The organism is Microcoleus sp. B13-B6 (genome assembly GCF_036705405.1).
GTDB lineage: Bacteria > Cyanobacteriota > Cyanobacteriia > Cyanobacteriales > Microcoleaceae > Microcoleus.
Window position 1 is genome coordinate 1 of sequence record NZ_JAUBUJ010000020.1, and the last position, 21,903, is coordinate 21,903.

Below are 21,903 nucleotides of genomic sequence, written 5' to 3' on the forward strand. Positions count from 1 at the left end.
AGCCGTGTGAAGAGAAATTTTCACGCACGGTTTTGGAGAGCGGCGGCGCTCGTGAGAGTGTCGCCGACTTTAATTTTCTTGATGGAGACTCCCTACCCAGATACGGCGAAAAACTGCCTGGGTGGAAAGCATCGGGAAAACGAATTAAACGTGGTTTGTATCGCTCTGCTGATGGAACTGTAATCAATGCAGATATAAATGGGGCTGCCAACATTCTAAGAAAAGTAGCCAGTAAGTTAGGTGTAAAACTTGACCGACTGTGTAGACGGTGTTTGACCACCGTAGCGAGAGTAAAACTTTGGGTGTTACCTAAAGCTGCTCTGTCCGCAGAATCTCAGCGGCTTCAGCCCGCTTGAGTGTCAATAAAACACAATCAAAATTTAAGATTAGCCTCGCCGACCCCGATCGAGTAAAATCACAGCACTTGCCCGCCGATGACTTAATCTGCTAAAACTAACAAAGTTTGATGATTTCTGAGAAATAACATACATGGTTGCTACATCCGTCAAGATTAAACACGAAGTCAAAGACTTGTCCCTCGCCCCCTTGGGAAAGCAACGCATCGAGTGGGCCGGCCGGGAAATGCCCGTTTTGCGGCAAATTCAAGAACGCTTCGCTAAAGAAAAGCCTTTTGCTGGCATTCGCTTGGCTGCTTGCTGCCACGTAACCACAGAAACCGCTCATTTGGCAATCGCCATCAAACTCGGCGGTGGCGACGCCGTACTGATCGCCAGCAACCCCTTGAGCACTCAAGATGACGTAGCGGCTTGCTTAGTTGAAGACTACGGCATTTCCGTCTTCGCCCTCAAAGGAGAAGACGCGGCTACCTACGAACGTCACGTCTACACAGCCCTAGACCACCGCCCCAATATTATCATCGACGACGGCAGCGACGTGGTAGCGGCACTAATCCAGCACCGCCCGAACCAAATTGCCGACTTAATCGGAACTACCGAAGAAACTACCACAGGCATCGTGCGCCTGCGGGCCATGTTGAAAGACGGCGTGCTGACTTTCCCCGCAATGAACGTCAACGACGCCGACACCAAGCACTTCTTTGACAACCGCTACGGTACCGGTCAATCTACCCTAGACGGCATCATCCGCGCTACCAATATTTTGTTAGCCGGTAAAAATATTGTGGTTGCAGGTTACGGTTGGTGCGGCAAAGGCACGGCACTGCGCGCCCGCGGCATGGGTGCTAACGTAATTGTCACCGAAATCGATCCGATTCGGGCGATCGAAGCAGTGATGGACGGTTTCCGCGTCATGCCGATGGACGAAGCAGCAACAGTCGGAGATATATTCATTACCGTTACCGGCAACAAACACGTCATTCGTGCCGAACATTTCGACACAATGAAAGACGGCGCAATTGTTTGCAATTCCGGTCACTTCGACATTGAAATTGACCTCAAATCCCTCGGCGCAAAAAGCACCGACGTGAAAACAGTCCGGTCTTTCACTCAAGAATATCACCTCAATAATGGCAAGTCGATTATTGTGTTGGGCGAAGGCCGTTTGATCAACTTGGCAGCAGCCGAAGGACACCCCAGCGCCGTGATGGATATGAGCTTTGCTAACCAAGCTTTAGCCTGCGAATATCTAGTTACGAACAAAGGCAAACTAGAGCCGGGTATTCACTCAATACCCGTAGAAGTTGACAAAGAAATTGCCCGTCTCAAATTGGAAGCAATGGGTATTCACATTGATACCTTGACTGCCGAACAAATTGAGTACACAAACTCTTGGACTTCGGGCACTTAATCATCGTTTATCGTTCCCAGGCTGTGCCGGGGAATGAATACAAGGAGGCTCTGCCTCCCTCATGGGGAGTTGAGGCAGAGCCTCGCTTATATGCGTTCCCAGGCACAGCCGGGGAACGATCAAAAACGAGCAAAATACAAAGTACCTATTACCAATTATTAAATCAAAATGGTTGAATGGATCACTAACACAATGCAGTCGATGAGCTATCTCGGGATTGGCCTGTTGATGTTTTTAGAAAATCTTTTCCCCCCCATACCCTCAGAATTGATTATGCCGCTGGCAGGATTCACGGCCTCAAAGGGTGATGATATGGAGTTAGCGCCGGCGATCGCAGCAGGAGTAATCGGTACAATTCTGGGGGCGTTTCCCTGGTACTATGCGGGTAAATTATTGAGCGAAGAACGCTTGAGGAATTTAGCCGACAAATACGGCAAGTGGATCACAGTATCGGGTGCCGATATTGACAAAGCAAATAGATGGTTTAACAGACACGGCAACAAAGCCGTGTTTTTGTGTCGCCTCGTACCGGGAGTTCGCACCCTAATTTCCCTGCCCGCTGGCATCAATAATATGCCTTTAATTCCTTTTTTACTATACTCAACAGGTGGCACTCTTTTATGGGTAAGTTTCCTGACTTTTGCCGGATATAAACTAGGGGAAAATTATACACTTGTAGAGGAATATCTGGGCCCGGTTTCCAAAATAGTTGTGGTGATTATTGTCATTTGGTGTATTTTGTGGGTAGTCAAAAAGAATATGCAGAAGGAAAAATATCGCAAATAAAGGCAAAAGTTGTGAAAATAATCGGCGTTTATTTGCGTTCATCGGCGGCTACAATCACCATTTTGACCCCACCCAAAAACGCATACAACTTTCCGACAAAAGTCGCGAGGCGTTCAAAATTTTAGACTAAGGTTCAACCTCCCAGATTCATGTGTGGAGTAAATCTAAAAATCTAAAATCTAAAATCTAAAATCCACTGACTTGTTTCCAGCATCTTCTCAACCGTAGCGCTGAAAGATAGAGAGGGAGATTTGAGAGAAACTTCTGCTATCTTTGCTACTTTTTTAAATTGAGGTTGAAATTGGCGATCGCCCAAAAGTCACAGTGACGGGCAGCCGATCGCCCAAAAATCCCACTTAAATTTATACAAATATTTAGGATTGGTGGAGGTTTAGGCAGATAATCGTGGCAAAATAGGGAACATTCCTATCCGCGCTGTTAAGATATGTACGAAAAGATTGTAGCCCCGACAACTGGTTCTAAAATTACTTTCAAAGATGGTTCGCCGATCGTCCCCCATGACCCAATTATTCCCTTCATTCGCGGCGACGGTACGGGCGTTGACTTGTGGCCTGCATCCCAGAAAGTCATGGATGCTGCGGTAGAAAAGGCTTACGGTGGCGATCGAAAAATCAACTGGTTTAAAATCTATGTAGGCGACGAAGCCTGCGATGTCTACGGTACTTACCAATATCTGCCCCAGGATTCCTTAGACGCCATCAAAGAATACGGAGTCGCCATCAAAGGGCCACTGACAACCCCAATCGGGGGCGGCATTCGATCGCTAAACGTAGCTTTGCGGCAAATCTTTGACCTTTACGCCTGCGTGCGGCCCTGCAAATATTATGCTGGAACACCATCGCTACACAAAACCCCTGAACTCCTAGATGTAATTATTTACCGGGAAAATACAGAAGATATTTACCTCGGAATTGAATGGGCCAAAGGCAGCGAAATCGGCAAGAAATTGATTGAATATCTCAATAATGAGTTAATTCCCGCAACACCCGAACATGGCAAAAAACAAATTCGCCTCGATTCTGGCATCGGAATTAAACCCATTAGCAAAACAGGTTCTCAGCGTTTAGTACGGCGGGCCATTACCCACGCTTTACGGTTGCCGAAAGATAAGCAGCAAGTGACTTTGGTGCACAAAGGCAACATCATGAAATATACCGAAGGAGCTTTCCGAGATTGGGGTTATGAATTAGCAACCACCGAATTTCGCGAACAGTGCGTAACGGAAAGAGAGTCTTGGATTCTGGGCAACAAAGAAAAAAATCCCGACATTAGCTTAGAAGATAATGCTCGCCAAATAGACCCAGGATACGATGCTTTGACCCCAGAAAAACAAGCCAAAATTCGTCAAGAAGTAGCCGACGTTCTGTTTGCAATTTGGGACAGTCACGGCAGCGGCCAGTGGAAAGAAAAAATCATGGTCAACGACCGAATTGCTGACAGTATTTTCCAACAAATTCAAACCCGACCGGCCGAGTATTCGATTTTGGCTACCATGAATCTGAATGGGGATTATTTGTCCGATGCGGCCGCCGCTATTGTCGGTGGATTGGGCATGGGCCCCGGTGCGAATATTGGTGATGAATGTGCAGTTTTTGAGGCGACTCACGGCACTGCACCGAAACACGCTGGTTTGGATAAAGTCAATCCCGGTTCCCTGATTTTGTCCGGGGTGATGATGTTAGAATACATGGGATGGCAGGAAGCAGCAGACTTGATTAAGAAGGGTTTGGGAGCGGCAATTTCTAACGGTGAAGTTACTTATGATTTGGCGAGGTTGATGGAGCCGCCGGTGCCTGAGTTGAAGTGTTCGGAGTTTGCTGAGGCGATTATTAAGCATTTCGCCGATTGAGTTCCTCGGTGCGCCAACAATTGAGTGCTGGAAGCAGGTCAGAGAATCATTCCAATCCTGAATCACCAGTATCTTTAAAACAACACCGCGATCTTCTATGTATTGGTACACTTGCCAAGATAGGGATAGCGGTGTTATAAAGTTCTTGAGTCCCAGAGCAATTCTCACTCATGAGCGAATAATTAGTTAGGGTAGGCAAGCAAGGGGGCAAGCGCAGGGAAGTTCTCCTAAACCAATCTCGCGAATAATTATTATGACAAATTGTACAGATACTGGAGTTTTTATGAAAAACAAAGAGCAAACTGATACGATGCGGGTTTTGATTCTGGCGGATGTTTGCAATCCTGAGTGGCCTTCTTTACCCGTGGTTGGATATAAATTTGCGCGTGCAATAAGCCATTATGTTGAGGCTACGGTTGTTACTCAAATTCGGAATAAACCCAATATCGATAAAGTCGGGATGGGTAAGGCTAAAGTCGTTTATCTAGATACAGAAAATGTTGCGGTTCCCATTCAAAATCTAGCTAATTTACTAACCGGTGGCTCAGAAAAATCCTGGACTATTAGGACAGCGCTAGGTTATTTCAGCTATCTCGCCTTTGAGTGGGAAGTATGGCAGCGCTACAAGCAAGAGTTGCAAAGCGGGCATTTCGATGTCGTTCACCGGATTACCCCGATGTCGCCCACGCAGCCAAGTCCTATGGCAGCTTGGAGTCCTATTCCTTTTTTGCTTGGGCCTCTCAACGGCGGGCTGCCTTGGCCGAAAGCTTTCACAACAGAGTTGAAGCGGGAACGTGAGTGGTTGAGCTATGTGCGAAATGCTTACAGGTTAATGCCTTTTTACCGCTCTACTTATGAACGTTCAGCAGGAATTCTGGCGGCATTCGATCACACGATCGTAGATTTGCCAGCCTCAGCGAGAGCGAAGACAATTAATTATGCCGAAGTTGGCATCGATCCCGAATTGTTTAAGCTGCCCCAACGCTCTAGCAGCGAACAAGTGACGGTACTGTTTGCCGGCAGGCTAGTTCCCTATAAATTGCCAGAAGTTGTCATTCGCGCTTTCGCTAACAGTTCGATTTTGCAGCAGCATAAATTAGCGATTGTTGGCGACGGACCCGAACGTCCTAGACTAGAACAATTAATCGCAGAACACAATTTAGGCAACTGCGTTAAACTTTTAGGTCAAAAAACCCAACCTGAAGTGGGAGAATTGATGCGCCAAGCTGAGATTTTTGCTTTTCCCTCGATTCGCGAACTGGGGGCTGGCGTTGTGGTTGAGGCAATGGCCTGCGGTATGGCTTGTGTTGTAGTTGACTACGGCGGACCCGGTGCGCTGGTAGAGCCCGATCGGGGGATTAAAGTTCCTATAAGTAATTTTGACACACTGGTAAAAAATTTTACCGCAGAACTCGAACAGCTTGTCGCCGATCGCCCTCGTGTTGCACGCATGGGCATTGCAGCCCACAATTACGCCATGAATCACTATTCCTGGGATGTTAAAGCTCAGCAGATGCTGCAAGTTTATCAATGGTTAGCAAGTCATGGCAGTGTCAAACCGGATTTTGAGCTACAGTCAAATAGCTTGTGACCGCTCATCAAGTTTAATTCTCAGTTAGGACTTACGCCAACTGCCATTCCGCGCTCAACGGCGGGACGCTTCTGCAAGGTTTCTACCCAACGTTTGAGGTGGGGGTGGTTGTCGAGGGTTAATCCTTGAAATTCGTAAATAGCAACCCAGGGATAGGTAGCAATGTCGGCAATAGAATAGTCGCCGCAAATGTATTCATATTTTGCTAGTTGAGTGTCTAATACTCCGTAGAGGCGCAAGGTTTCTTTTTCGTAGCGCCCAATCGCATAGGGAATTTGTTCGGGTGCAAAGCGTTTGAAGTGGTTTAGCTGACCAAACATCGGGCCGACGCTGGCCATTTGAAACATCAGCCATTCCATAACTTGAAAGTATTTTTGTTTGTCTGTGGGCAGAAATCTGCCGCTTTTTTCGGCAAGATAGATCAGAATAGCGCCGGACTCGAAGACGGTGATGGCGTTATCTCGATCGACTATCGCCGGAATTTTGCTGTTGGGGTTGATTGCGATGAATTCTGGGCTAAATTGGTCGTTTTTTGTGATATCGATGACGTGCACGTTGTAGGGTAAACCTATTTCTTCGAGCATGATCGAGACTTTGCGACCGTTCGGGGTAGTAAAAGTGTAGAGGTCAATCATAGTTGTAATGTTAAGTTGAAAGTTGGCAAGGTAGTAAATAACCTGATATACTATCACAATTTGGACGAAAATTGCGGATTTTAAATCTATTGTGTTAAAGTTATATTCTAATAATACAAGAATAACGATCGCTCGAAATGGACATTCTGGAAATTCTCAAAGACGATTATCAAAGATTTCCCGATAATCAGACTTACAGCATCTATGCAAAAGATGTTTATTTTGAAGATCCGGTGAATCGATTTACAGGAGTCGATCGCTACCGCAAAATGATCGGGTTTATGGGGACTTTTTTTCAGGATGTAAATCTCGATTTGCACGGGATTTCGCAGTCGGGAGATACTATAGACACTCGCTGGACTCTGAGCTGGCTCGCACCGCTACCTTGGAAACCTAAAATGGCGATCGCCGGTAGAAGTGAACTTAAAGTCAACAGCGACGGTTTAATTGTTTCTCACATCGATTATTGGGACTGTTCGCGCTTGGATGTGCTCAAACAATTGGTGTTTCCTGTGAAACCTAATGTTTGACGATTATGCTTTGTTTTTTTAGCAATAAAAAATCGACCCATAACAGGTCGATATCAACAGTGGTATTTCGCCGAGCTTTTTCAACTCTCAGGACTTACGCAAAGAAACCCGGTTTCTAGGAGAAGGAAGAAACCCGGTTTCTAGCCCCATAAACGTAAGTCCTGATTCTTAGAAATGGGAGAAGACAACAGAATTGAAAATATGCTTGCTACTAAAATTTAAAGTACAGCAAACAAATCAAGGCCCCGACAGCAACCACTTGTGCAGCTACTGGAACAACGTTTATGTTGTAAATTCTGGAGGTTGAGACTGCTCCTGGGCCGCAGAGGCTGGCGGTTTAGATTCAATGGATGGTTGAGGTGGTAGCTCAACATTCCCCGTGACAGGTGTTAATTTCAGTTCCCTTGTCAGCAGCTTTTTTGCCTGCAATTACTTCCTCCATAGCCTCTATAAAGTGAGACTGGGTAACGCGCTTCTCAATGTCTGATTTTTCTTCACTTGCGGCACTTGCTACACCATTCAAAACAGCTTTCTTAATATCCCGTCCTGAAATCTCATCAAACTGTGCAGCTAGTTGCGTAAAGTTTACTGAATCATCAAGAGGCAACTGATTCGGAATCTGAGCTTGCCAAATTTTAGCCCGTGCTTCTACGTCAGGTAAATCAAGCTGAATCTCGAAACGAATCCGACTAACAAAAGCTGAATCATAGTTATGCACTAAATTGGTAGTTAAGCCAATAACACCCTTATAAGAAGAGAGTTGATCAAGCAAAATACTGCGAGCAGAATTAATGCCTGCATCGGCTGATTGACTCACTTGCTCTAGCCGTTTACCAAAATCTCTGTCCGCTTCATTCCAAACTATAAATGCGTTGTGAGTTGTCGCAAAGGCAAAGATTTCCTGAATGATTTCCTCAGAGACACCTACAAATTTAGATGCGGTTGAGGGGACTTCCAAAACTTTTAGCCCTAAGCTATGAGCCATCACTTCAAGTAGCATACTTTTTCCCGTGCCGGGAAGTCCATAGCAATTGATTGACAGTCCCACATCTGTTGGATGTTTTTCACCCATACCCCAAATATTGTAAATGAGGTCATGATGTGTAATCTCAGCCAAAACTCTCTTAACTTGCTGTTGAGCTTTTTCTGTAGGGAATATAAAACTCTCTAGGGAATATTTTGGCGTTCTCAAGAAAGCTGTCAGATATATAGGTGGCTCTGAAGATTTATTAAGAGTTTCAGGCTCTTTTTCTTCGGGGACTTGGCTAGAATGGCTTTTCCCATTAAGAGCATGAAGTTTAGCAGTAGCCTTCAGAAATCCATTGAGCTTGTCAGGTCTTGGCATAGTTTTTTGTTTGTTTGTAGTTTGGATAGTAGGAACACAGCACTGCTATGTCCCTACTTTTTGGACAAATGTTTGCATTAATCAACTTGAATGATTAAGGCATCGAAAAAGAGTTCTCGCTTCATCTTTGCGTAAGGATCTATGCGAGAATCCAAAGATTCTATGACAGAACCAAAGGGGTTAAAGGAAAAAGAACTGGGTAACTGAGGGGGAGCAACAAACTTCCTGAATAGCGGTGTAAAAATATCCTCAGATGTTTTCTTCCACCGTCGATATTCATTCCCCTTCAAATCATTGTCTAAGACATAGATTAATTTCAGGTTGGATTCAGGAATGTTTGATTTAATCTCTAAGTCTCGGTCATCAATTGTTGGAACTTGATATCCCAGAGAATCTTCATCTGTTGGATATAGCCAGATTGTAAGCTTTTGCGAATCTAGGTTAGTAATCTGCCGACTAGCAGCAAAGATCGGACGGCCTATCGTATCATCAAAAAAGCAGGACATTGCCTCAGTGAGGATGTACTGACCATTTTGATTTTGACCGGGGACACCGATGATTTGAATTTGTTTTAATTTGCTATCACGGTGGGCTGATTCTAAGGTAACGGTCAGAAAAATCTTCTGACTTTTACTGGTGCGTGGATTCTGACTTTGATTAGCGCGTGGCATGATTTTTATCTCCTTACAATTAGTAGATGGGTGAACTTAAAAAACAGTCATTTAGCCTCTCCTGGCAATCAATACGTCAGCCTGTTCTTTGCTTGGTATAGGAACTCCAGAAGGTGCTTTTTCAAACTTGAGAATTTTCGATCTTCCTTGGGACTCACGAGGGTTAAATATTTCCACAACTGCCACACCATCAAGCACATAAAACATGAAGTGAAGCAGGTAAGCGTATGGAAAGTACGTCAATATCACAGACGTTATGAAAGCAATATAAGCTACTTCAATTAAGAAGAGAATCCATTCCATGAAAGCCCAAAAGATTGCGGCTACTAAGTGCTTTGCACTGGTCCATAAATTTTTCATCCAGTTCCACATAGAAAATGTCTCCTTTTGTTGGTTTCAGAAATTTTTTCAAAGCTCGCTCGGTGGGTGTCACTTAAATTATTAGACCCGTCCGGTAGTAAAATAGGACTGAGGTCTGACGTGAAATACGTCGCCAACACCCAACGCCACGATTGTCGTCGGGGGAGGGACTTGTGCTGGTATAGAGACTCTGGTAGAATCAAGAGTGATAGCTCACCTCTAACTTATGTAGTTTTCTAGGTTCGGTGAACCCGAACCCTTTCTGATTCAATTTTTACGATAGAGGATGGCTATAAGTCTTCTGAAAATTCAGCAACTAAGGTTGAGATTTTGCAACTATGGTTGCTTGGTAAAAGTTAGATCAGTAGTCATCATTAAATGATTAAAAATTAGTGAGGATATTTTTTGATGGCTCAAAAAAAATGCCCTTTAAATTCAAAACCTGGAGAATCTTTAGTACAATCTTCAGTGTCAAAGCCTAAAGATTTTTGTAAAGAATGTGCTTTTGTAGAAAAAGAGTGGGATATCGAAAAAATTTTAGAAGATATTGAAATGGCTAAAAGCATCATTTTAGCCATTTCAGAATCAAAAGCTGATTGGCAATCTTGGCATGAACAATATAATCAACAACCAGATATCCGTGATAAAAAAGAACTTGACGACCATGAAAAATGCTATTTATTTTTACTTTTATATGGAATGGACACAGAAAATATATCAAAAAGGTTTTATATTGCTAATGTAACACCAACTTTGTCCCGAACGATTTATCGTTATGTATCAGTTATAATTGGAAAAAAAATCACTAATTGGGCGCAGGTAAGACTGTATTTAGAAAAGCAAAAATACAGATTGGCACTCATATCTGACAGTCTTGGTCAGACACCCGCCGATATTACCATAAAAATTCCGGGCATAAAAAATAAAGAAGAAGTAGAACAATTATTATCTCAACTGATTAAGTCCCTTACTAAAGAATAGTAGACCAACAAAGTTATATTTTATTCTACCACTAAAAAGGAGAAAGATGATGAATATTCCCAATTATCAATATGATTATGAAGATGGCAATACAGTTATAAAATTTGAAGGCAATTACGAAATTATTGATGCTTTATTGCAACTTCAAGAATCGGGAGAATTAGAGAAAATATTAGAAGTTACTGTTTTAGATATTGACACTTGTTCACAGATTGAACAAGATGAAAGCTCAAAAAGTATAACTATGATCCCTAATCAGGTCAATTTAACTCAATGGTTTCAGAATACTTTTACCGCAGGATGGCAAACTGTAGAAGAATTACTCACTCCGCAACAATTAAGACCTGCTTATTTTTCTGAACCAGTAAAACGCGCTAAACGGATTAACTTACAAATAGATTTAATCACTCATACAGTGATTCTTCTGGTGAGTTTAACCCGTGAAGATGCGGAGCGGGTGATTGTTAATTTGAAGGTTTTTCCAACTGCCGATATACCTCATTTACCCCCCGATCTCCAATTAATTCTTTTGGTAGAAGGGGAAATTTTTAAAGAGATCACCAGCCGCAGTGCCGATCAATATATTCAGTATGAATTTGAGGCGGAGCCGGGGGATGAGTTGGTGGTAAATTTGGTTTTGGGTGAAGCTGAGATTACGGAAGATTTTGTGGTGTAAAAAAATGTAACAATAATTCAAAATTTGTTACTGAATTTTTGCCAAGGCAAAATCTCTGCTATCCTAGCAAAATATTCTTATGACTAGAAAAGTTATGAGTCTCTGTATTCTTAATTTTCAGGGTGATTTTGGCCAAGGTTTTACCGTTAATCTGAAAATTTGGCCCGGTGATTCCCCTAGCCTTAATATGATTGCTGGTGCGGATGGTAAGCTACCGCCCGCACCAGATTTAATCATACTTTATGAAAGCTGGAAAGAGGCTTATGGAAAGTATTTAAGCAGTTATCATAACTATCTTGAAGTAGTTGGCCAGTCATCAACAGATAATGGCCCTGCCACTTTTGTCATCAAGGGACGGGCTGTTATTACTAATCCTGATATCCAGCAGACCGAGAACCAAAAACAAACAGATTATAATGCTTGTGTATCTTGTGAAAATCAGTTAATTAAAAATTTTAATCGCTGGTTAAATTTACTAGAATTTAGCAATATCATAGAAACTTTAAGGCAGGATTTAGGTCAATCAAAAAATGCAGATCATCGAATTTTAATTGAGAATAATGATGAATATCTGCGAAAAATGCCTTGGACGAAATGGGATTTATTAAAAGAATTTTTGCGAACAGAAATTGGATTAATTTCGCCGAATTTTCAGAAAAGAGATGTTAAGATTAATCTCCCAAGTAATAAAATTAGAATTTTGACAATTCTTGGTAAAGATGCCAATATTCAAGGCGAAATTCAGAGGTTAGCTAAAGCTAATATTGAGATTAGAATTGTGACTAATTTAGCTGAATTAGATGAAGGCTTATGGAGAGAATATTGGGATATTATAATTTTTAATGGTCATAGCAAGACTGAGCATGGCACAATCGGGGAATTTGCTTTAAGTGATACGGAAAAGTTAACAATTAGCAATCTTAGAGGTCATTTTAATCAAGCCATTGAACGAGGATTAAAATTAGTCATTTTTAATTCTTGTGATGGTTTGGGTTTAGCCTATCAATTAGGGGAAGGGGAAAAGTTATATTTATCCCAAGTTATTGTCATGCGGGAACTTTTACCCGCACCTGTAGCACCGATATTTTTAGGATATTTCTTTGAGGAATTTATGAAGGGAGTATCTTTGTATGAGGCGATGAGATTAACTAAGGATAGATTACTTCCCTTAGAAAAGACGCAATATCCAGGAATTAGCGCTTTACCTGTAATTTGTCAAAATCCAGTAGCAAATCCTTTACATTGGTTTGATTTAGTAATTCCCCCTAATCCTTATCAGGGTTTGGCTGCTTTCCAAGAAACTGATCGAGAATTTTTCTTTGGTCGTAAATCTTTTACCCAAGAATTATTTAACTTAGTGAAGCGTCAAAAATTGACTGCGGTAGTGGGTGCGTCTGGTAGTGGTAAATCATCAGTGGTATTAGCAGGCTTAATTCCGGAATTAAGAAAACTCAATTATCAAATTTTAAAAATACGTCCTGGTAATGATTGTTTTGCTTCGTTAGCTGCTGCGATCGCCTTTGTACTTACAGCAATTAATCGGACTACAGAAACCGGAGAACCTGCTAATAAGTTCAACGAAATAGATATGGATATTGAGTTAAAATCATCGAAACATAATTTAACTCAATATTTAACAAATATCGCGCAACAGTCATCTCGTCGAGTGGTTTTAATTATCGATCAATTTGAAGAGTTATATACTCTCTATTCCGAGAGCCAGCCTTTTTTAGATAGTTTATTAGATGCGATCGATCGCGCTCCCGCATTTAATTTAGTAATTACATTGCGAGCCGATTTTTTAGGAACAGCCTCAAATTATCGTCCTTTTGGTGAAAAATTGCAGGATCGTATTAAGCTATTATTACCGATGAATGATGATGAATTGAGTGAGGCTATAGAGTTTCCCGCAGAAAAGCGATCGGTGAAATATGAAGATGGTTTAGTCCAGAAAATTATCAACGATATAGATCGTGCGCCAGAGGCTTTACCTTTATTGCAATTTGCTTTGACTGAGTTATGGAAAAAACAACATCAGCGCATTCTCTCTTATAAAGTTTATAACGATATTGGCAGCGTGAAAACTGCTTTAAGTCAATATGCCGATCGGGTTTATTTAGGATTGAATGAAGAGGAGCGAGAGCAAGCTAAATGGATTTTTATTAGGCTGGTGCAACCTGGGCAACGAAACGAGGATACGCGCTGTTTAGCGACTCGTAATGATTTTGCCAAGAATTGGGGTGTGGTGCAGAAATTAGCAAATGAGCGGCTAGTAGTGACTAATCTGGATCGAGAAACCCAAGTAGAAACTGTAGAAATTATTCATGAGGCATTAATTGAAAATTGGCCAGAGTTAGTTACATGGATGACAGACGAAAGGCAGTTTAGAATTTGGGAAGTACAGATTCAGGGATTAGTACAACAGTGGTTAAATTGTGATAAAAGCAATGATATTTTATTGCGAGGTTTACCTTTAGATGTGGCATTAGATTGGCTAGGGAAACGGGGAGAGCAATTACGTTCTGATGTGCAGGAGTTTATTTTACAAGGGCAACTTTTACGGGAGCAGGAGCAAGCAGAGCGGGAACGACAAAGCCTGATTCGAGAAAGTGATAATTTGGGCAACTTAGCTATCAGTCAATTTCAGGCGGGAGAAGGTGGAATCAATGCTTTAAAGATCGCATTGGAAGCCGGATATAAGCTTAAACAATTAGTAAAAGATGGTGAACCATTAGCAAATTATCCAACGACTAGCCCCTTATTAGCTTTACAGACTATTACGAGCAATATTCGAGAAAAAAATGAGTTTAAAAGTAATAATGTCACCATTAACAAGGTGAGTGTTACTCCTGATGGACAAAAAGTTATTTCATTAAGTGCTAAGAATGGTAAGGTCATTATCTGGAATTTATCAGGTCAAAAAGTCGCTGAATGGGATGAGCCAGAAAATGAAGGTGTTCAGGATTTAGCAATGAGTCCTAATGGCAAATATATTGCTACTGTTAATGATAAGGAGACATTATATATCTTGGATTTATCTGGCAAACAAATAGTTAAGACAAAAACTTCCTATATAGGAGCTAATATAGTTAAGTTTACTCCAGATAATCAGTACATTGTTGTGGCATCAAAAATGGGTACAGAAGTAAAGTTTTTTGATTTATCAGGTCAGAAGACCAAAGAGTTTTCAATCAATGGCGGTGGGACTATACAAAGTCTAGATTTTACTGCTAATGGTCAAGAAGTTGCTATAGGTAATGCTGTTGGAATGGTGCAATTTTGGAGCTTAAAAATGCTACAAAAAATCCGAGAATTCAAAGCTAATACTAATCAAATTATTAAAATCTCGATGAGTCCTGATGGACAGAAATTTATAACTTTAGGAGTAGATATTGATTCATCTCAAACAATGATTTTTGTAACTAGACTTTGGAATATATCAGGGAAAAAAATTGCAGATTTCAAATTTTCAGGATTTGTTGGTGCCAATTGTGATGTTAGTTTTAGTCCTAATGGTCAACAAGTTGCTACAGTTATGCCGGGCGAAGGAGCGATCAAATTGTATGATACTGAATCAGGAAAACTAATTAACCAACAGACAATAAGCGCACTGTTTGGTTTCAGCTTAAGCTATAGTCGTGATGGTCAAACAATTTTTGTTTCAGGGACTGAAGGACTCAAATTATTTAGTACAGTTAAAAATTATGTTACAGAACTGCCTAAGAATTATGAAAATGTAGGTCTAAATGGCACTAATTTTCAGACAATGATAAAATTACAATTTAGTGCAGATGGTCAAAAGCTTTTAATTCAAGATTTATATAATCAGGCGTTTGATATTTGGGACTGGCAACAGAAAGAGATTAAGACACTTGACGTTGGAGATACTTTCGTTGTCCCATCTCCTGACGGAAAACATATTATTTTTATTACCAAAGAAGGCGTACAAAAATACGATTTAATAGGAAAGTTGATTTCAGAAATTAAAACTACCGTGGGCAATGAAGAAAGAGTATTACAAGCGTTTTCTTTTGGAGAGTATCTAGGCGATAGGAATTATGGCTTTAGTTTTGATGGCAGCAAAATAATCACACAAGGATTTAATTTTGATAATTTGGGTAAATCAAATGGAGAGTCATCTTATCCTCTCCGTCTATGGAATTTATCGACCCAAGAAGTCAAGCAATTAAAGTATGATTCTCTACCTGAAGTAATTGGGCGAGTAGTAGTTAGTCCAAATGGTCAATATATTCTTACTATCACATCAGGTATGGGTAAACTTTGGGATGCTTCTGGAAATTTACTCAATCCGTTAGATGTTAATAATAAATTCTCAGCTAATGGCAAAGAACATTCAATGATAGCGATTTACTTGGATCATTCTGTAGAAGAAACATTTACGGAAGGTTTAAAACGTGCTTACGGAGTAAAAATACTTGATGTTTGGCAAAATTCCACAGCCATGAAAGCTGGCTTAAGGATTGGTGATATAATTTTAGAGATAAATGGTCATCAAGTGTCTGATTTCAAACATAAAGCATGGAAAGCTTATGATTTTCTTAAGGGGGAAGCGGGTACTACTGTCAAAATCAAAGTAAAATGCCGCAATGATAAGATAGAAGAAAAAAACATTGTTCGTGAAAAATTTAGATTTTTTGATACAACCGATCTCACGCTAGGAAACACCGCAAAATTTAGTCCTGATAGTAAATATCTGGCAACCTGGGATAGGGCAGGAAAAGAATTAGACTTAAGGAATATAAATAGCAATAAACTTATTAACTTAGATAATCAAGCAAGTATTATGGATGCCTATTTTAGTCCAGACAGCAAATTAATAGTAACAACTGGTGCAGATTATTCAATCAAGATATGGGACTTTTCTGGCAAATTAATTAATCAAATTAAATTACAACAATCTGCTAATGCCTTGACTTTTAGCCCAGATAGTCAGCAAATTGCTTTTTTAGGTTATCCCAATGAATTAAGCATCTGGAGTATAGCCGGAAAACTAATTGCTAAATATACAGTACCCGAACAAGGTCAAGGGTTAATCCAATTTAGCCCAGATGGGAAATATATAGCCACTGGCGGTAGAAAAGTGATGATTTGGCGCAATCAGAACTTAGATGAACTATTAGCGACAGGGTGCGATTGGTTAAAGGATTATTTCGTTACTCGTCCAGAGGAAAAAGAAAAGTTAAAAGTGTGTCAAGATCATCCCAAGTCTAAATAAATTAAGACTTACGCACTATCAAAGAAACCGGGTTTCTGCTTAGAAACTGTTGGCTAAAACCAGATATCTTTAAGAAACCCGGTTTCTCAAGTCTTATGCTTTAGGGCAATCTACTATGGCGAGCCTAAAACATAACTATGAGGCAAATGAATAATTTGGTCTTGATATTCACCTTCAAAAGATACCTGTGCTAAAAAAATTAACTCATCAACATTCTGCCCTATAGTTAACTTAACATTGAGAATAAAAATGCCTGGTATATGACGACCTTCGTTGATGCGATCGATTAAGTGGACAGGCATAGATTTACGGTTATTCGTCACCAATATAAAATTATACTCCTCGCACCAAAATAAAATTTCGGGATCTAAAGTACCTCTAGGGGGACAGTGAGGTTCACCCACAGCCCAAACGATTAGATCGGACTCAATTTGACTTAATCCCACTTTGTAGATCGGATCTACATTTTCATCCAGCAAATATTTTAAAGGCATTATGCTTTCTTAACAACCTCTCTTTCTGCTCTTAGTTTTCTCAGGCGGATAGCAGAGGGAGACGGGTTAAGCTCTTGTTCTTTAAGTTGCTGATGACTCCACTCCAACCAATCAGCAATGTAGTTACTAACGGTCTCTTTATTATGCAGATAGTAAAGGATAGTAGCATAAACTTGTTCCAAGTTAAGAGATGGATAAGTTTGAGTAATTTGTTCGGGAGTGCGAGCGCGATGAATGAAATCATAGAGGATGGTTTCAATGCCGATTCGCGTTCCTTTGATCCGAATATCATCGGGCCGCTGAAAGTCAAAATAGTCTTCGAGTTGCATGGGCGAATACTTTTATTTTAAAATTGGTGGAAATTGAGTTGCTAATTGATATTATATCATGTCGCCTTTTATTGAATAAGTATTAAGTGCGATCGCCCTTTTTGAAGACCTACAAATTAAGTGCGATCGCCCTCTCAACTCAACCATCTATTGACATTGTACAAATTTAGTGCATCACAGGAAATGCACTGTGTCAAGTGCGGCGCGATCGCCCAAATTAATTCCCCACAAAATTAATTCCCGTTACATAACGTTACAATATAGGAGTAAACTACTTTCAGGCGAGCTAAACAATCAATGCGCTTAATATTAATGACTGGAAAAGGCGGCGTCGGCAAAACCTCCGTAGCCGCTGCGACAGGGCTGCGCTGTGCCGAATTGGGATACAAAACCCTAGTGCTGAGTACAGATCCCGCTCACTCCTTAGCCGACAGCTTTGACATGGAACTCGGACACGATTCACGGCTGGTGAAACCGAATTTGTGGGGAGCAGAATTAGACGCTCTCAGGGAATTAGAAGGCAATTGGGGAGCAGTTAAGCGCTACATTACTCAAGTGTTGCGAGCGCAGGGGCTCGAAGGGGTGCAAGCTGAAGAATTAGCCATCTTGCCAGGAATGGATGAAATCTTCGGTTTAGTGCGAATGAAGCGGCATTACGACGAAGGCGAATTTGATGTTTTAATTATCGATTCTGCTCCGACTGGCACAGCATTAAGACTGCTAAGTTTGCCGGAAGTTGGTGGCTGGTACATGAGAAAATTTTACAAGCCGCTGCAAGGTATATCTGCTGCCCTTAGACCTTTAGTTGAACCTATTTTTAGACCAATTGCGGGTTTTTCTTTACCAGACAAAGAGGTGATGGATGCACCTTACGAATTTTACGAGCAAATCGAAGCTTTGGAAAAGGTTTTAACTGACAATACTGTGACTTCGGTAAGGTTAGTTACCAATCCAGAAAAAATGGTAATTAAAGAGTCTCTGCGGGCTCATGCCTATTTGAGTTTGTACAATGTAGCCACAGATTTAGTAGTAGCTAACCGGATTATTCCCGCAGAAGTAACTGACCCATTTTTTAAACGGTGGAAAGAAAGCCAGGAACAGTACCGTCAGGAAATTCACTCAGATTTCATGCCGCTGCCAGTTAAGGAGGTGCCACTTTATTCCGAAGAAATGTGCGGTTTGCCAGCTTTGGAACGGTTGAAAGAAACGCTTTACAAAGACGAAGATCCAAGTCAAGTTTATTACAAAGAAAATACGATTAAGATCGTGCAGGAAAACAATCAATATAGTCTTGAACTGTATTTGCCCGGAATTGCTAAGGATCAGATCCAGTTGACCAAAACGGGAGATGAGTTGAATGTTCGGATTGGGAATCACCGCCGTAATTTGGTGTTGCCGCAAGCTTTAGCGGCACTGCAACCTTCGGGGGCGAAGATGGAGGATGATTATTTGAAGATTAAGTTTGCTTAACAGGACTTACGCACTATCAACCTAAAAAACCCGGTTTCTAGGAAAAATCGTGGATAATCCCTTGAGATATTCACGCAGAAACCGGGTTTTTGGCTCGCGTGCAGGTATTGAGCTATTCAGCAGACTTACGCCATTCTTGTCCGAGGCGAACTGCTTTGTCAAAAGTAGGATGGTTGCGTCTGCGTTTATGAGACAGTGACTTTTGTAATGGTATCAATTCCGATTGTATGGGAATGATTTAACCGCAGAGGGCGCAGAGGGCGCAGAGTCTGCAGAAGAGAGAGATGAATAATTCCGATGTCAACGGGTTGGATATGAGATGCTGCTGGCTAGACACAATTAACAGGACTCAGCACGAACGACTTCCTTTAATGCCTCATCAATCACTGCATCGCTGACACCTCGACGCTTCAAACTTGCTACTAAGGCTGTTACTGTCTCGCTCTCAAATCGTTCTAAATCAACGCGCAAACCTTGACCGATATAAGCACGAATTAATGGCTGATAACCCGAAAAACCCAACAATGGTGCAACTTTTTTTAAATCTTCCACAACATCTTCGGGCATACGAATCGTCACGCTAGTCATTGGACGGTTGCGGTTTAATCGCTGCTTTAATGCTTCAACCTTCATACTCTGCCCTCTCCTGACGAGTTGCTTTACGTGCTGAAATAAGTTGCGGCTCTTGTACCCGGTAAACAATTCCCTATTATAAGCCCCACCGATTATCTTAGAAAATCAGTAATTTTATTCCATTTCATCACTTCCGCCAAGTCAATCGCCGTCAACCCATCAGGATTCTTAATCATTTTATCAGCGCCATACTTTAATAATAATTTAACAGGAGTTAAGTTGCCAGCCAATGCCTCACATTGCAGCATAGTCCAGCCATTTTCATCAATTTGATTTACAATGGTAGGATTTTCACTTAATGCAGAATCAATTTTTGCAGCCATATTCTCACTCATTGGATGCTCGCCGATTTCATATTCATCCTTATTTCTTGATTCTTGATTTAAATAGCTATCGGGAACAATTCGGATTTCTCTCGGATCGCCGAATTCCAAACCCCAAGCATCATCATGCACACGCCTTCGATCGCTATTCATTGTAAGCCGTATTGCATTAACAGTATATGCACCATAAACCATCCCATCAATAGAATATATCCAATCATTGATATCGTTGAAGCCCATCACAATCTGGTCGCCCGATCCAATTCCATCTATCCATCTCGGATCGTTTAATAAATCTCCACTAACTTTCAGACCATCAAAATTAACATTCTCCACCCACATATGTTCAACTGATGGTGCAGAATCCGTCACCTTTCCCGTCGGAAATCCAAGTTTTACTGCACTTATATCCAGCCCAGGAATTATCCGCCGCCTTTCCCATGACAACTCACGCCAAAAATATTTAAATGATTCGCGTGCCTTCTTGCTAGCAAGATTTATATCCGGGTCATCACCCTGAAATCGATAAATATTTTGACTCATTTACCACTCCGCAGTTGATTGTTAGAGGTACTTCTAATATTAATATACATCATAAGCAGGTTAAGTATATCAAGGGAAAGGGATGAAAAGAATTCGACCTTCATATTCATCAGGCTGACTCCAACAAATAAATAGTTCTAAATCATCAATGATCTTACCAATGGGTGCTGTTGCAATAACCTCAATAACTCCCAGCATAGGTAGTCCTTGATTGACTGCTCGTAGGCATACATCGTAATAGTGGCCACATCAGGGGTAAGTAAGATGCGTCCTTCATTAGCCGCCCATTCTAAAATATCTGGATCGTCAGTGTGAATCAGCCCTACATCTTGGACACGAACAATATCTAATTCAGGCAAACGTCTCACCAGCCCACGCAATATGGCTCCATTAAAATTTTCATCAGTTAGAAGGCGCACTTGGTATCGACTCCCCTTTTGACTGATAACGAGTAAGCAAACGTTGTCTCAGATCAACTAAGTTGTGTTGTCGAGAAAGTTCTTGTCTCAGTTGCTGAGATTGTTGGCTGCGCTGTTCCAAATAACTGTCAATTTCCTGACGATGGTTTAGATAGTAAGCAATGGTACTGTATATGTCTTCTAAGCGAACAACTGAATACTGAATAGCGATTTCTTCGGGAGTGGAGCCATTGTGGTATGAAGCAAGTATGCTATCTAGGGTGACTCGACTCGAACCTATACGGATACCTCCCGCTTCATCCCAACGGAAAGGAGGAGAGGTTGCTTGGAATTTTGCTGGGGCGCTCATTACATTAGGGACATATTCTACCTGACTTGAACTGTATCAAAACATTGTAGCAAGAAGCCTAATTCTTTGTCGGAAGGTAATGAAACCCAACCATAATTATAGCTGTCGCTATGCTGGCTTTGCTACGAATGCAGGATAGGTTTTGTGTGCATCTGCATAAATCCTAAGTGCTACAGACATTTGCTGGCAGTTTCTCCTTGTGCCTGAAACCAAGCAAATGTTTCAGGATCGACTTGAACTTGCATAGTAATAGCCGACTGAGGCATTCGTAATTGCGCTCTAGTAAAGAACTCCTCCGATAGTGGTGGACTATCGGAAGTATCGATATCTTCATTGCTCATTGCGTCGATTCTCGCCCAGTCGGTTTGTGAGGTATTGTTCATAGCGTCTGCGTTCATAAGACAGTGACTTTCGCCCTGGAGATAATACGAACTGTTTCCTCATCAAGCTCCGTGTAGACAACAACTACAATTCGTCCATCAAGTAAACCAATACCGATACTCGACTCCAACGCATTGTTAGGCTTTCTGATTGCTACGGATATGGCAATAAATTTAAGTTTTGAATGAATCGATAATCTCGTTGGTTCTTAGTGATGAAAGGGTACTCCCATACTATTGCTGTAGCTGCGATCAAGCCATCGGCAATTAGTAAGCCGTGACTTAGCCGATACAACCGTAACAAGTCAACCGCCTTATCTGAGATAGACTGGTCAATTCTAATCACGTCAAACTGCTGGATAAATTTTTCTAGAGTCTGTAACTCTACCTTGTTAGCGCAACCAACAATTAGCTCCATTTGTGTGATTATGCTAATTGGTAATCGAGAACTTTATTTTAGTCCTTGCAAACAATTAACTGCATCAGGAATACCACGACCAACATCGATGATTATG

General features: G+C 41.3%; 21 protein-coding genes and 1 pseudogene. 10 read left to right on the top strand and 12 right to left on the bottom strand.

The features are described 5' to 3' along the window. The 5 genes and pseudogenes from QUB35_RS11410 to QUB35_RS11430 all read left to right on the top strand — a co-directional run. Positions 1–356: pseudogene (locus tag QUB35_RS11410) on the top strand (hypothetical protein); the annotation flags it as partial. Positions 357–489: 133 nt separating this feature from the next. Then, positions 490–1,767, top strand: a complete 1,278-nt coding sequence (gene ahcY, locus QUB35_RS11415; protein ID WP_333142032.1) for an adenosylhomocysteinase — start codon at positions 490–492, stop codon at positions 1,765–1,767. Between the two features lie 168 nt (positions 1,768–1,935). Next, positions 1,936–2,553, top strand: coding sequence for a DedA family protein (locus QUB35_RS11420; RefSeq protein ID WP_333142033.1), 618 nt, complete (start codon positions 1,936–1,938; stop codon positions 2,551–2,553). A gap of 445 nt (positions 2,554–2,998) precedes the next feature. Continuing rightward, positions 2,999–4,423 carry an NADP-dependent isocitrate dehydrogenase gene (locus tag QUB35_RS11425; RefSeq protein ID WP_333142034.1) on the top strand — a complete coding sequence of 475 codons (1,425 nt, stop codon included), beginning with the start codon at positions 2,999–3,001 and terminating at the stop codon, positions 4,421–4,423. A gap of 253 nt (positions 4,424–4,676) precedes the next feature. Further along, positions 4,677–6,014 carry a glycosyltransferase family 4 protein gene (locus QUB35_RS11430; RefSeq protein ID WP_333142035.1) on the top strand — a complete coding sequence of 446 codons (1,338 nt, stop codon included), beginning with the start codon at positions 4,677–4,679 and terminating at the stop codon, positions 6,012–6,014. Positions 6,015–6,034: 20 nt separating this feature from the next. Here QUB35_RS11430 and QUB35_RS11435 read toward each other — a convergent pair whose 3' ends face one another. Further along, entirely contained in the window at positions 6,035–6,649 is a 615-nt protein-coding gene (locus QUB35_RS11435; RefSeq protein WP_333142036.1) for a glutathione S-transferase N-terminal domain-containing protein, read from the bottom strand. A gap of 137 nt (positions 6,650–6,786) precedes the next feature. On the opposite strand from QUB35_RS11435, the gene QUB35_RS11440 reads away from it, so the two are divergent. Then, complete coding sequence (locus QUB35_RS11440) at positions 6,787–7,179, top strand: DUF2358 domain-containing protein (RefSeq protein WP_333142037.1); 393 nt, start codon at positions 6,787–6,789, stop codon at positions 7,177–7,179. Between the two features lie 367 nt (positions 7,180–7,546). On the opposite strand, the gene QUB35_RS11445 is transcribed toward QUB35_RS11440, so the two are convergent. The 3 genes from QUB35_RS11445 to QUB35_RS11455 form a co-directional block, all read right to left on the bottom strand. Beyond that, entirely contained in the window at positions 7,547–8,524 is a 978-nt protein-coding gene (locus tag QUB35_RS11445) for an ATP-binding protein (protein ID WP_333142038.1), read from the bottom strand. 77 nt (positions 8,525–8,601) lie between these two features. Beyond that, a complete protein-coding gene (locus tag QUB35_RS11450) occupies positions 8,602–9,195 on the bottom strand; it encodes a hypothetical protein (protein WP_333142039.1) in 594 nt (197 codons plus the stop codon). Between the two features lie 51 nt (positions 9,196–9,246). Further along, entirely contained in the window at positions 9,247–9,567 is a 321-nt protein-coding gene (locus QUB35_RS11455; RefSeq protein ID WP_333142040.1) for a hypothetical protein, read from the bottom strand. A 396-nt stretch (positions 9,568–9,963) separates the two neighbouring features. On the opposite strand from QUB35_RS11455, the gene QUB35_RS11460 reads away from it, so the two are divergent. From QUB35_RS11460 to QUB35_RS11470, 3 genes are all read left to right on the top strand, one after another. Next, positions 9,964–10,536, top strand: coding sequence for a hypothetical protein (locus tag QUB35_RS11460; RefSeq protein WP_333142041.1), 573 nt, complete (start codon positions 9,964–9,966; stop codon positions 10,534–10,536). 49 nt (positions 10,537–10,585) lie between these two features. Continuing rightward, entirely contained in the window at positions 10,586–11,212 is a 627-nt protein-coding gene (locus QUB35_RS11465; protein ID WP_333142042.1) for a DUF1822 family protein, read from the top strand. A 79-nt stretch (positions 11,213–11,291) separates the two neighbouring features. Further along, a complete protein-coding gene (locus tag QUB35_RS11470) occupies positions 11,292–16,448 on the top strand; it encodes an nSTAND1 domain-containing NTPase (RefSeq protein WP_333142043.1) in 5,157 nt (1,718 codons plus the stop codon). Between the two features lie 113 nt (positions 16,449–16,561). On the opposite strand, the gene QUB35_RS11475 is transcribed toward QUB35_RS11470, so the two are convergent. Both QUB35_RS11475 and QUB35_RS11480 read right to left on the bottom strand, forming a co-directional pair. Further along, positions 16,562–16,942, bottom strand: a complete 381-nt coding sequence (locus tag QUB35_RS11475; RefSeq protein WP_333142044.1) for a hypothetical protein — start codon at positions 16,940–16,942, stop codon at positions 16,562–16,564. Continuing rightward, positions 16,942–17,271: a DUF433 domain-containing protein gene (locus QUB35_RS11480; RefSeq protein WP_333142045.1), complete on the bottom strand. Its 330-nt coding sequence runs from the start codon at positions 17,269–17,271 to the stop codon at positions 16,942–16,944. Before QUB35_RS11480 ends, QUB35_RS11475 begins: the two co-directional genes overlap by 1 nt. A 297-nt stretch (positions 17,272–17,568) precedes the next feature. On the opposite strand from QUB35_RS11480, the gene QUB35_RS11485 reads away from it, so the two are divergent. Beyond that, positions 17,569–18,741 (top strand): TRC40/GET3/ArsA family transport-energizing ATPase, encoded by a 1,173-nt coding sequence (locus QUB35_RS11485; protein WP_333053180.1) that lies wholly within the window; start codon positions 17,569–17,571, stop codon positions 18,739–18,741. A 339-nt stretch (positions 18,742–19,080) separates the two neighbouring features. Here the strand turns inward: QUB35_RS11485 and QUB35_RS11490 are convergent, their stop codons facing one another. From QUB35_RS11490 to QUB35_RS11515, 6 genes are all read right to left on the bottom strand, one after another. Then, positions 19,081–19,374: a hypothetical protein gene (locus QUB35_RS11490; RefSeq protein WP_333142046.1), complete on the bottom strand. Its 294-nt coding sequence runs from the start codon at positions 19,372–19,374 to the stop codon at positions 19,081–19,083. Between the two features lie 92 nt (positions 19,375–19,466). Beyond that, positions 19,467–20,240 carry a DUF2314 domain-containing protein gene (locus QUB35_RS11495; protein ID WP_190741039.1) on the bottom strand — a complete coding sequence of 258 codons (774 nt, stop codon included), beginning with the start codon at positions 20,238–20,240 and terminating at the stop codon, positions 19,467–19,469. A 137-nt stretch (positions 20,241–20,377) separates the two neighbouring features. Next, the gene (locus QUB35_RS11500; protein WP_333142047.1) at positions 20,378–20,659 is read right to left on the bottom strand and encodes a DUF5615 family PIN-like protein; all 282 of its coding nucleotides are present in this window, start codon (positions 20,657–20,659) and stop codon (positions 20,378–20,380) included. Further along, positions 20,643–21,008 (bottom strand): DUF433 domain-containing protein, encoded by a 366-nt coding sequence (locus QUB35_RS11505; protein WP_333053176.1) that lies wholly within the window; start codon positions 21,006–21,008, stop codon positions 20,643–20,645. The genes QUB35_RS11500 and QUB35_RS11505 overlap by 17 nt, the downstream gene beginning before the upstream one ends. 170 nt (positions 21,009–21,178) lie before the next feature. After that, positions 21,179–21,391, bottom strand: coding sequence for a hypothetical protein (locus QUB35_RS11510; RefSeq protein WP_333142048.1), 213 nt, complete (start codon positions 21,389–21,391; stop codon positions 21,179–21,181). A 151-nt stretch (positions 21,392–21,542) separates the two neighbouring features. After that, complete coding sequence (locus QUB35_RS11515; protein WP_333142095.1) at positions 21,543–21,824, bottom strand: type II toxin-antitoxin system VapC family toxin; 282 nt, start codon at positions 21,822–21,824, stop codon at positions 21,543–21,545. Between the last annotated feature and the right edge of the window lie 79 nt (positions 21,825–21,903).

Bases quoted from the DNA above. Each gene is read 5' to 3' on its own strand.
- ahcY (WP_333142032.1), top strand. From the start codon at position 490: ATGGTTGCTACATCCGTCAAGATTAAACACGAAGTCAAAGACTTGTCC.
- QUB35_RS11435 (WP_333142036.1), bottom strand. From the start codon at position 6,649: ATGATTGACCTCTACACTTTTACTACCCCGAACGGTCGCAAAGTCTCG.
- QUB35_RS11485 (WP_333053180.1), top strand. From the start codon at position 17,569: ATGCGCTTAATATTAATGACTGGAAAAGGCGGCGTCGGCAAAACCTCC.
- QUB35_RS11425 (WP_333142034.1), top strand. From the start codon at position 2,999: ATGTACGAAAAGATTGTAGCCCCGACAACTGGTTCTAAAATTACTTTC.
- QUB35_RS11470 (WP_333142043.1), top strand. From the start codon at position 11,292: ATGACTAGAAAAGTTATGAGTCTCTGTATTCTTAATTTTCAGGGTGAT.
- QUB35_RS11450 (WP_333142039.1), bottom strand. From the start codon at position 9,195: ATGCCACGCGCTAATCAAAGTCAGAATCCACGCACCAGTAAAAGTCAG.
- QUB35_RS11510 (WP_333142048.1), bottom strand. From the start codon at position 21,391: ATGAACAATACCTCACAAACCGACTGGGCGAGAATCGACGCAATGAGC.
- QUB35_RS11440 (WP_333142037.1), top strand. From the start codon at position 6,787: ATGGACATTCTGGAAATTCTCAAAGACGATTATCAAAGATTTCCCGAT.
- QUB35_RS11465 (WP_333142042.1), top strand. From the start codon at position 10,586: ATGAATATTCCCAATTATCAATATGATTATGAAGATGGCAATACAGTT.
- QUB35_RS11505 (WP_333053176.1), bottom strand. From the start codon at position 21,008: ATGAGCGCCCCAGCAAAATTCCAAGCAACCTCTCCTCCTTTCCGTTGG.
- QUB35_RS11495 (WP_190741039.1), bottom strand. From the start codon at position 20,240: ATGAGTCAAAATATTTATCGATTTCAGGGTGATGACCCGGATATAAAT.
- QUB35_RS11445 (WP_333142038.1), bottom strand. From the start codon at position 8,524: ATGCCAAGACCTGACAAGCTCAATGGATTTCTGAAGGCTACTGCTAAA.
- QUB35_RS11480 (WP_333142045.1), bottom strand. From the start codon at position 17,271: ATGCAACTCGAAGACTATTTTGACTTTCAGCGGCCCGATGATATTCGG.
- QUB35_RS11430 (WP_333142035.1), top strand. From the start codon at position 4,677: ATGACAAATTGTACAGATACTGGAGTTTTTATGAAAAACAAAGAGCAA.
- QUB35_RS11420 (WP_333142033.1), top strand. From the start codon at position 1,936: ATGGTTGAATGGATCACTAACACAATGCAGTCGATGAGCTATCTCGGG.
- QUB35_RS11455 (WP_333142040.1), bottom strand. From the start codon at position 9,567: ATGTGGAACTGGATGAAAAATTTATGGACCAGTGCAAAGCACTTAGTA.
- QUB35_RS11460 (WP_333142041.1), top strand. From the start codon at position 9,964: ATGGCTCAAAAAAAATGCCCTTTAAATTCAAAACCTGGAGAATCTTTA.
- QUB35_RS11475 (WP_333142044.1), bottom strand. From the start codon at position 16,942: ATGCCTTTAAAATATTTGCTGGATGAAAATGTAGATCCGATCTACAAA.
- QUB35_RS11490 (WP_333142046.1), bottom strand. From the start codon at position 19,374: ATGAAGGTTGAAGCATTAAAGCAGCGATTAAACCGCAACCGTCCAATG.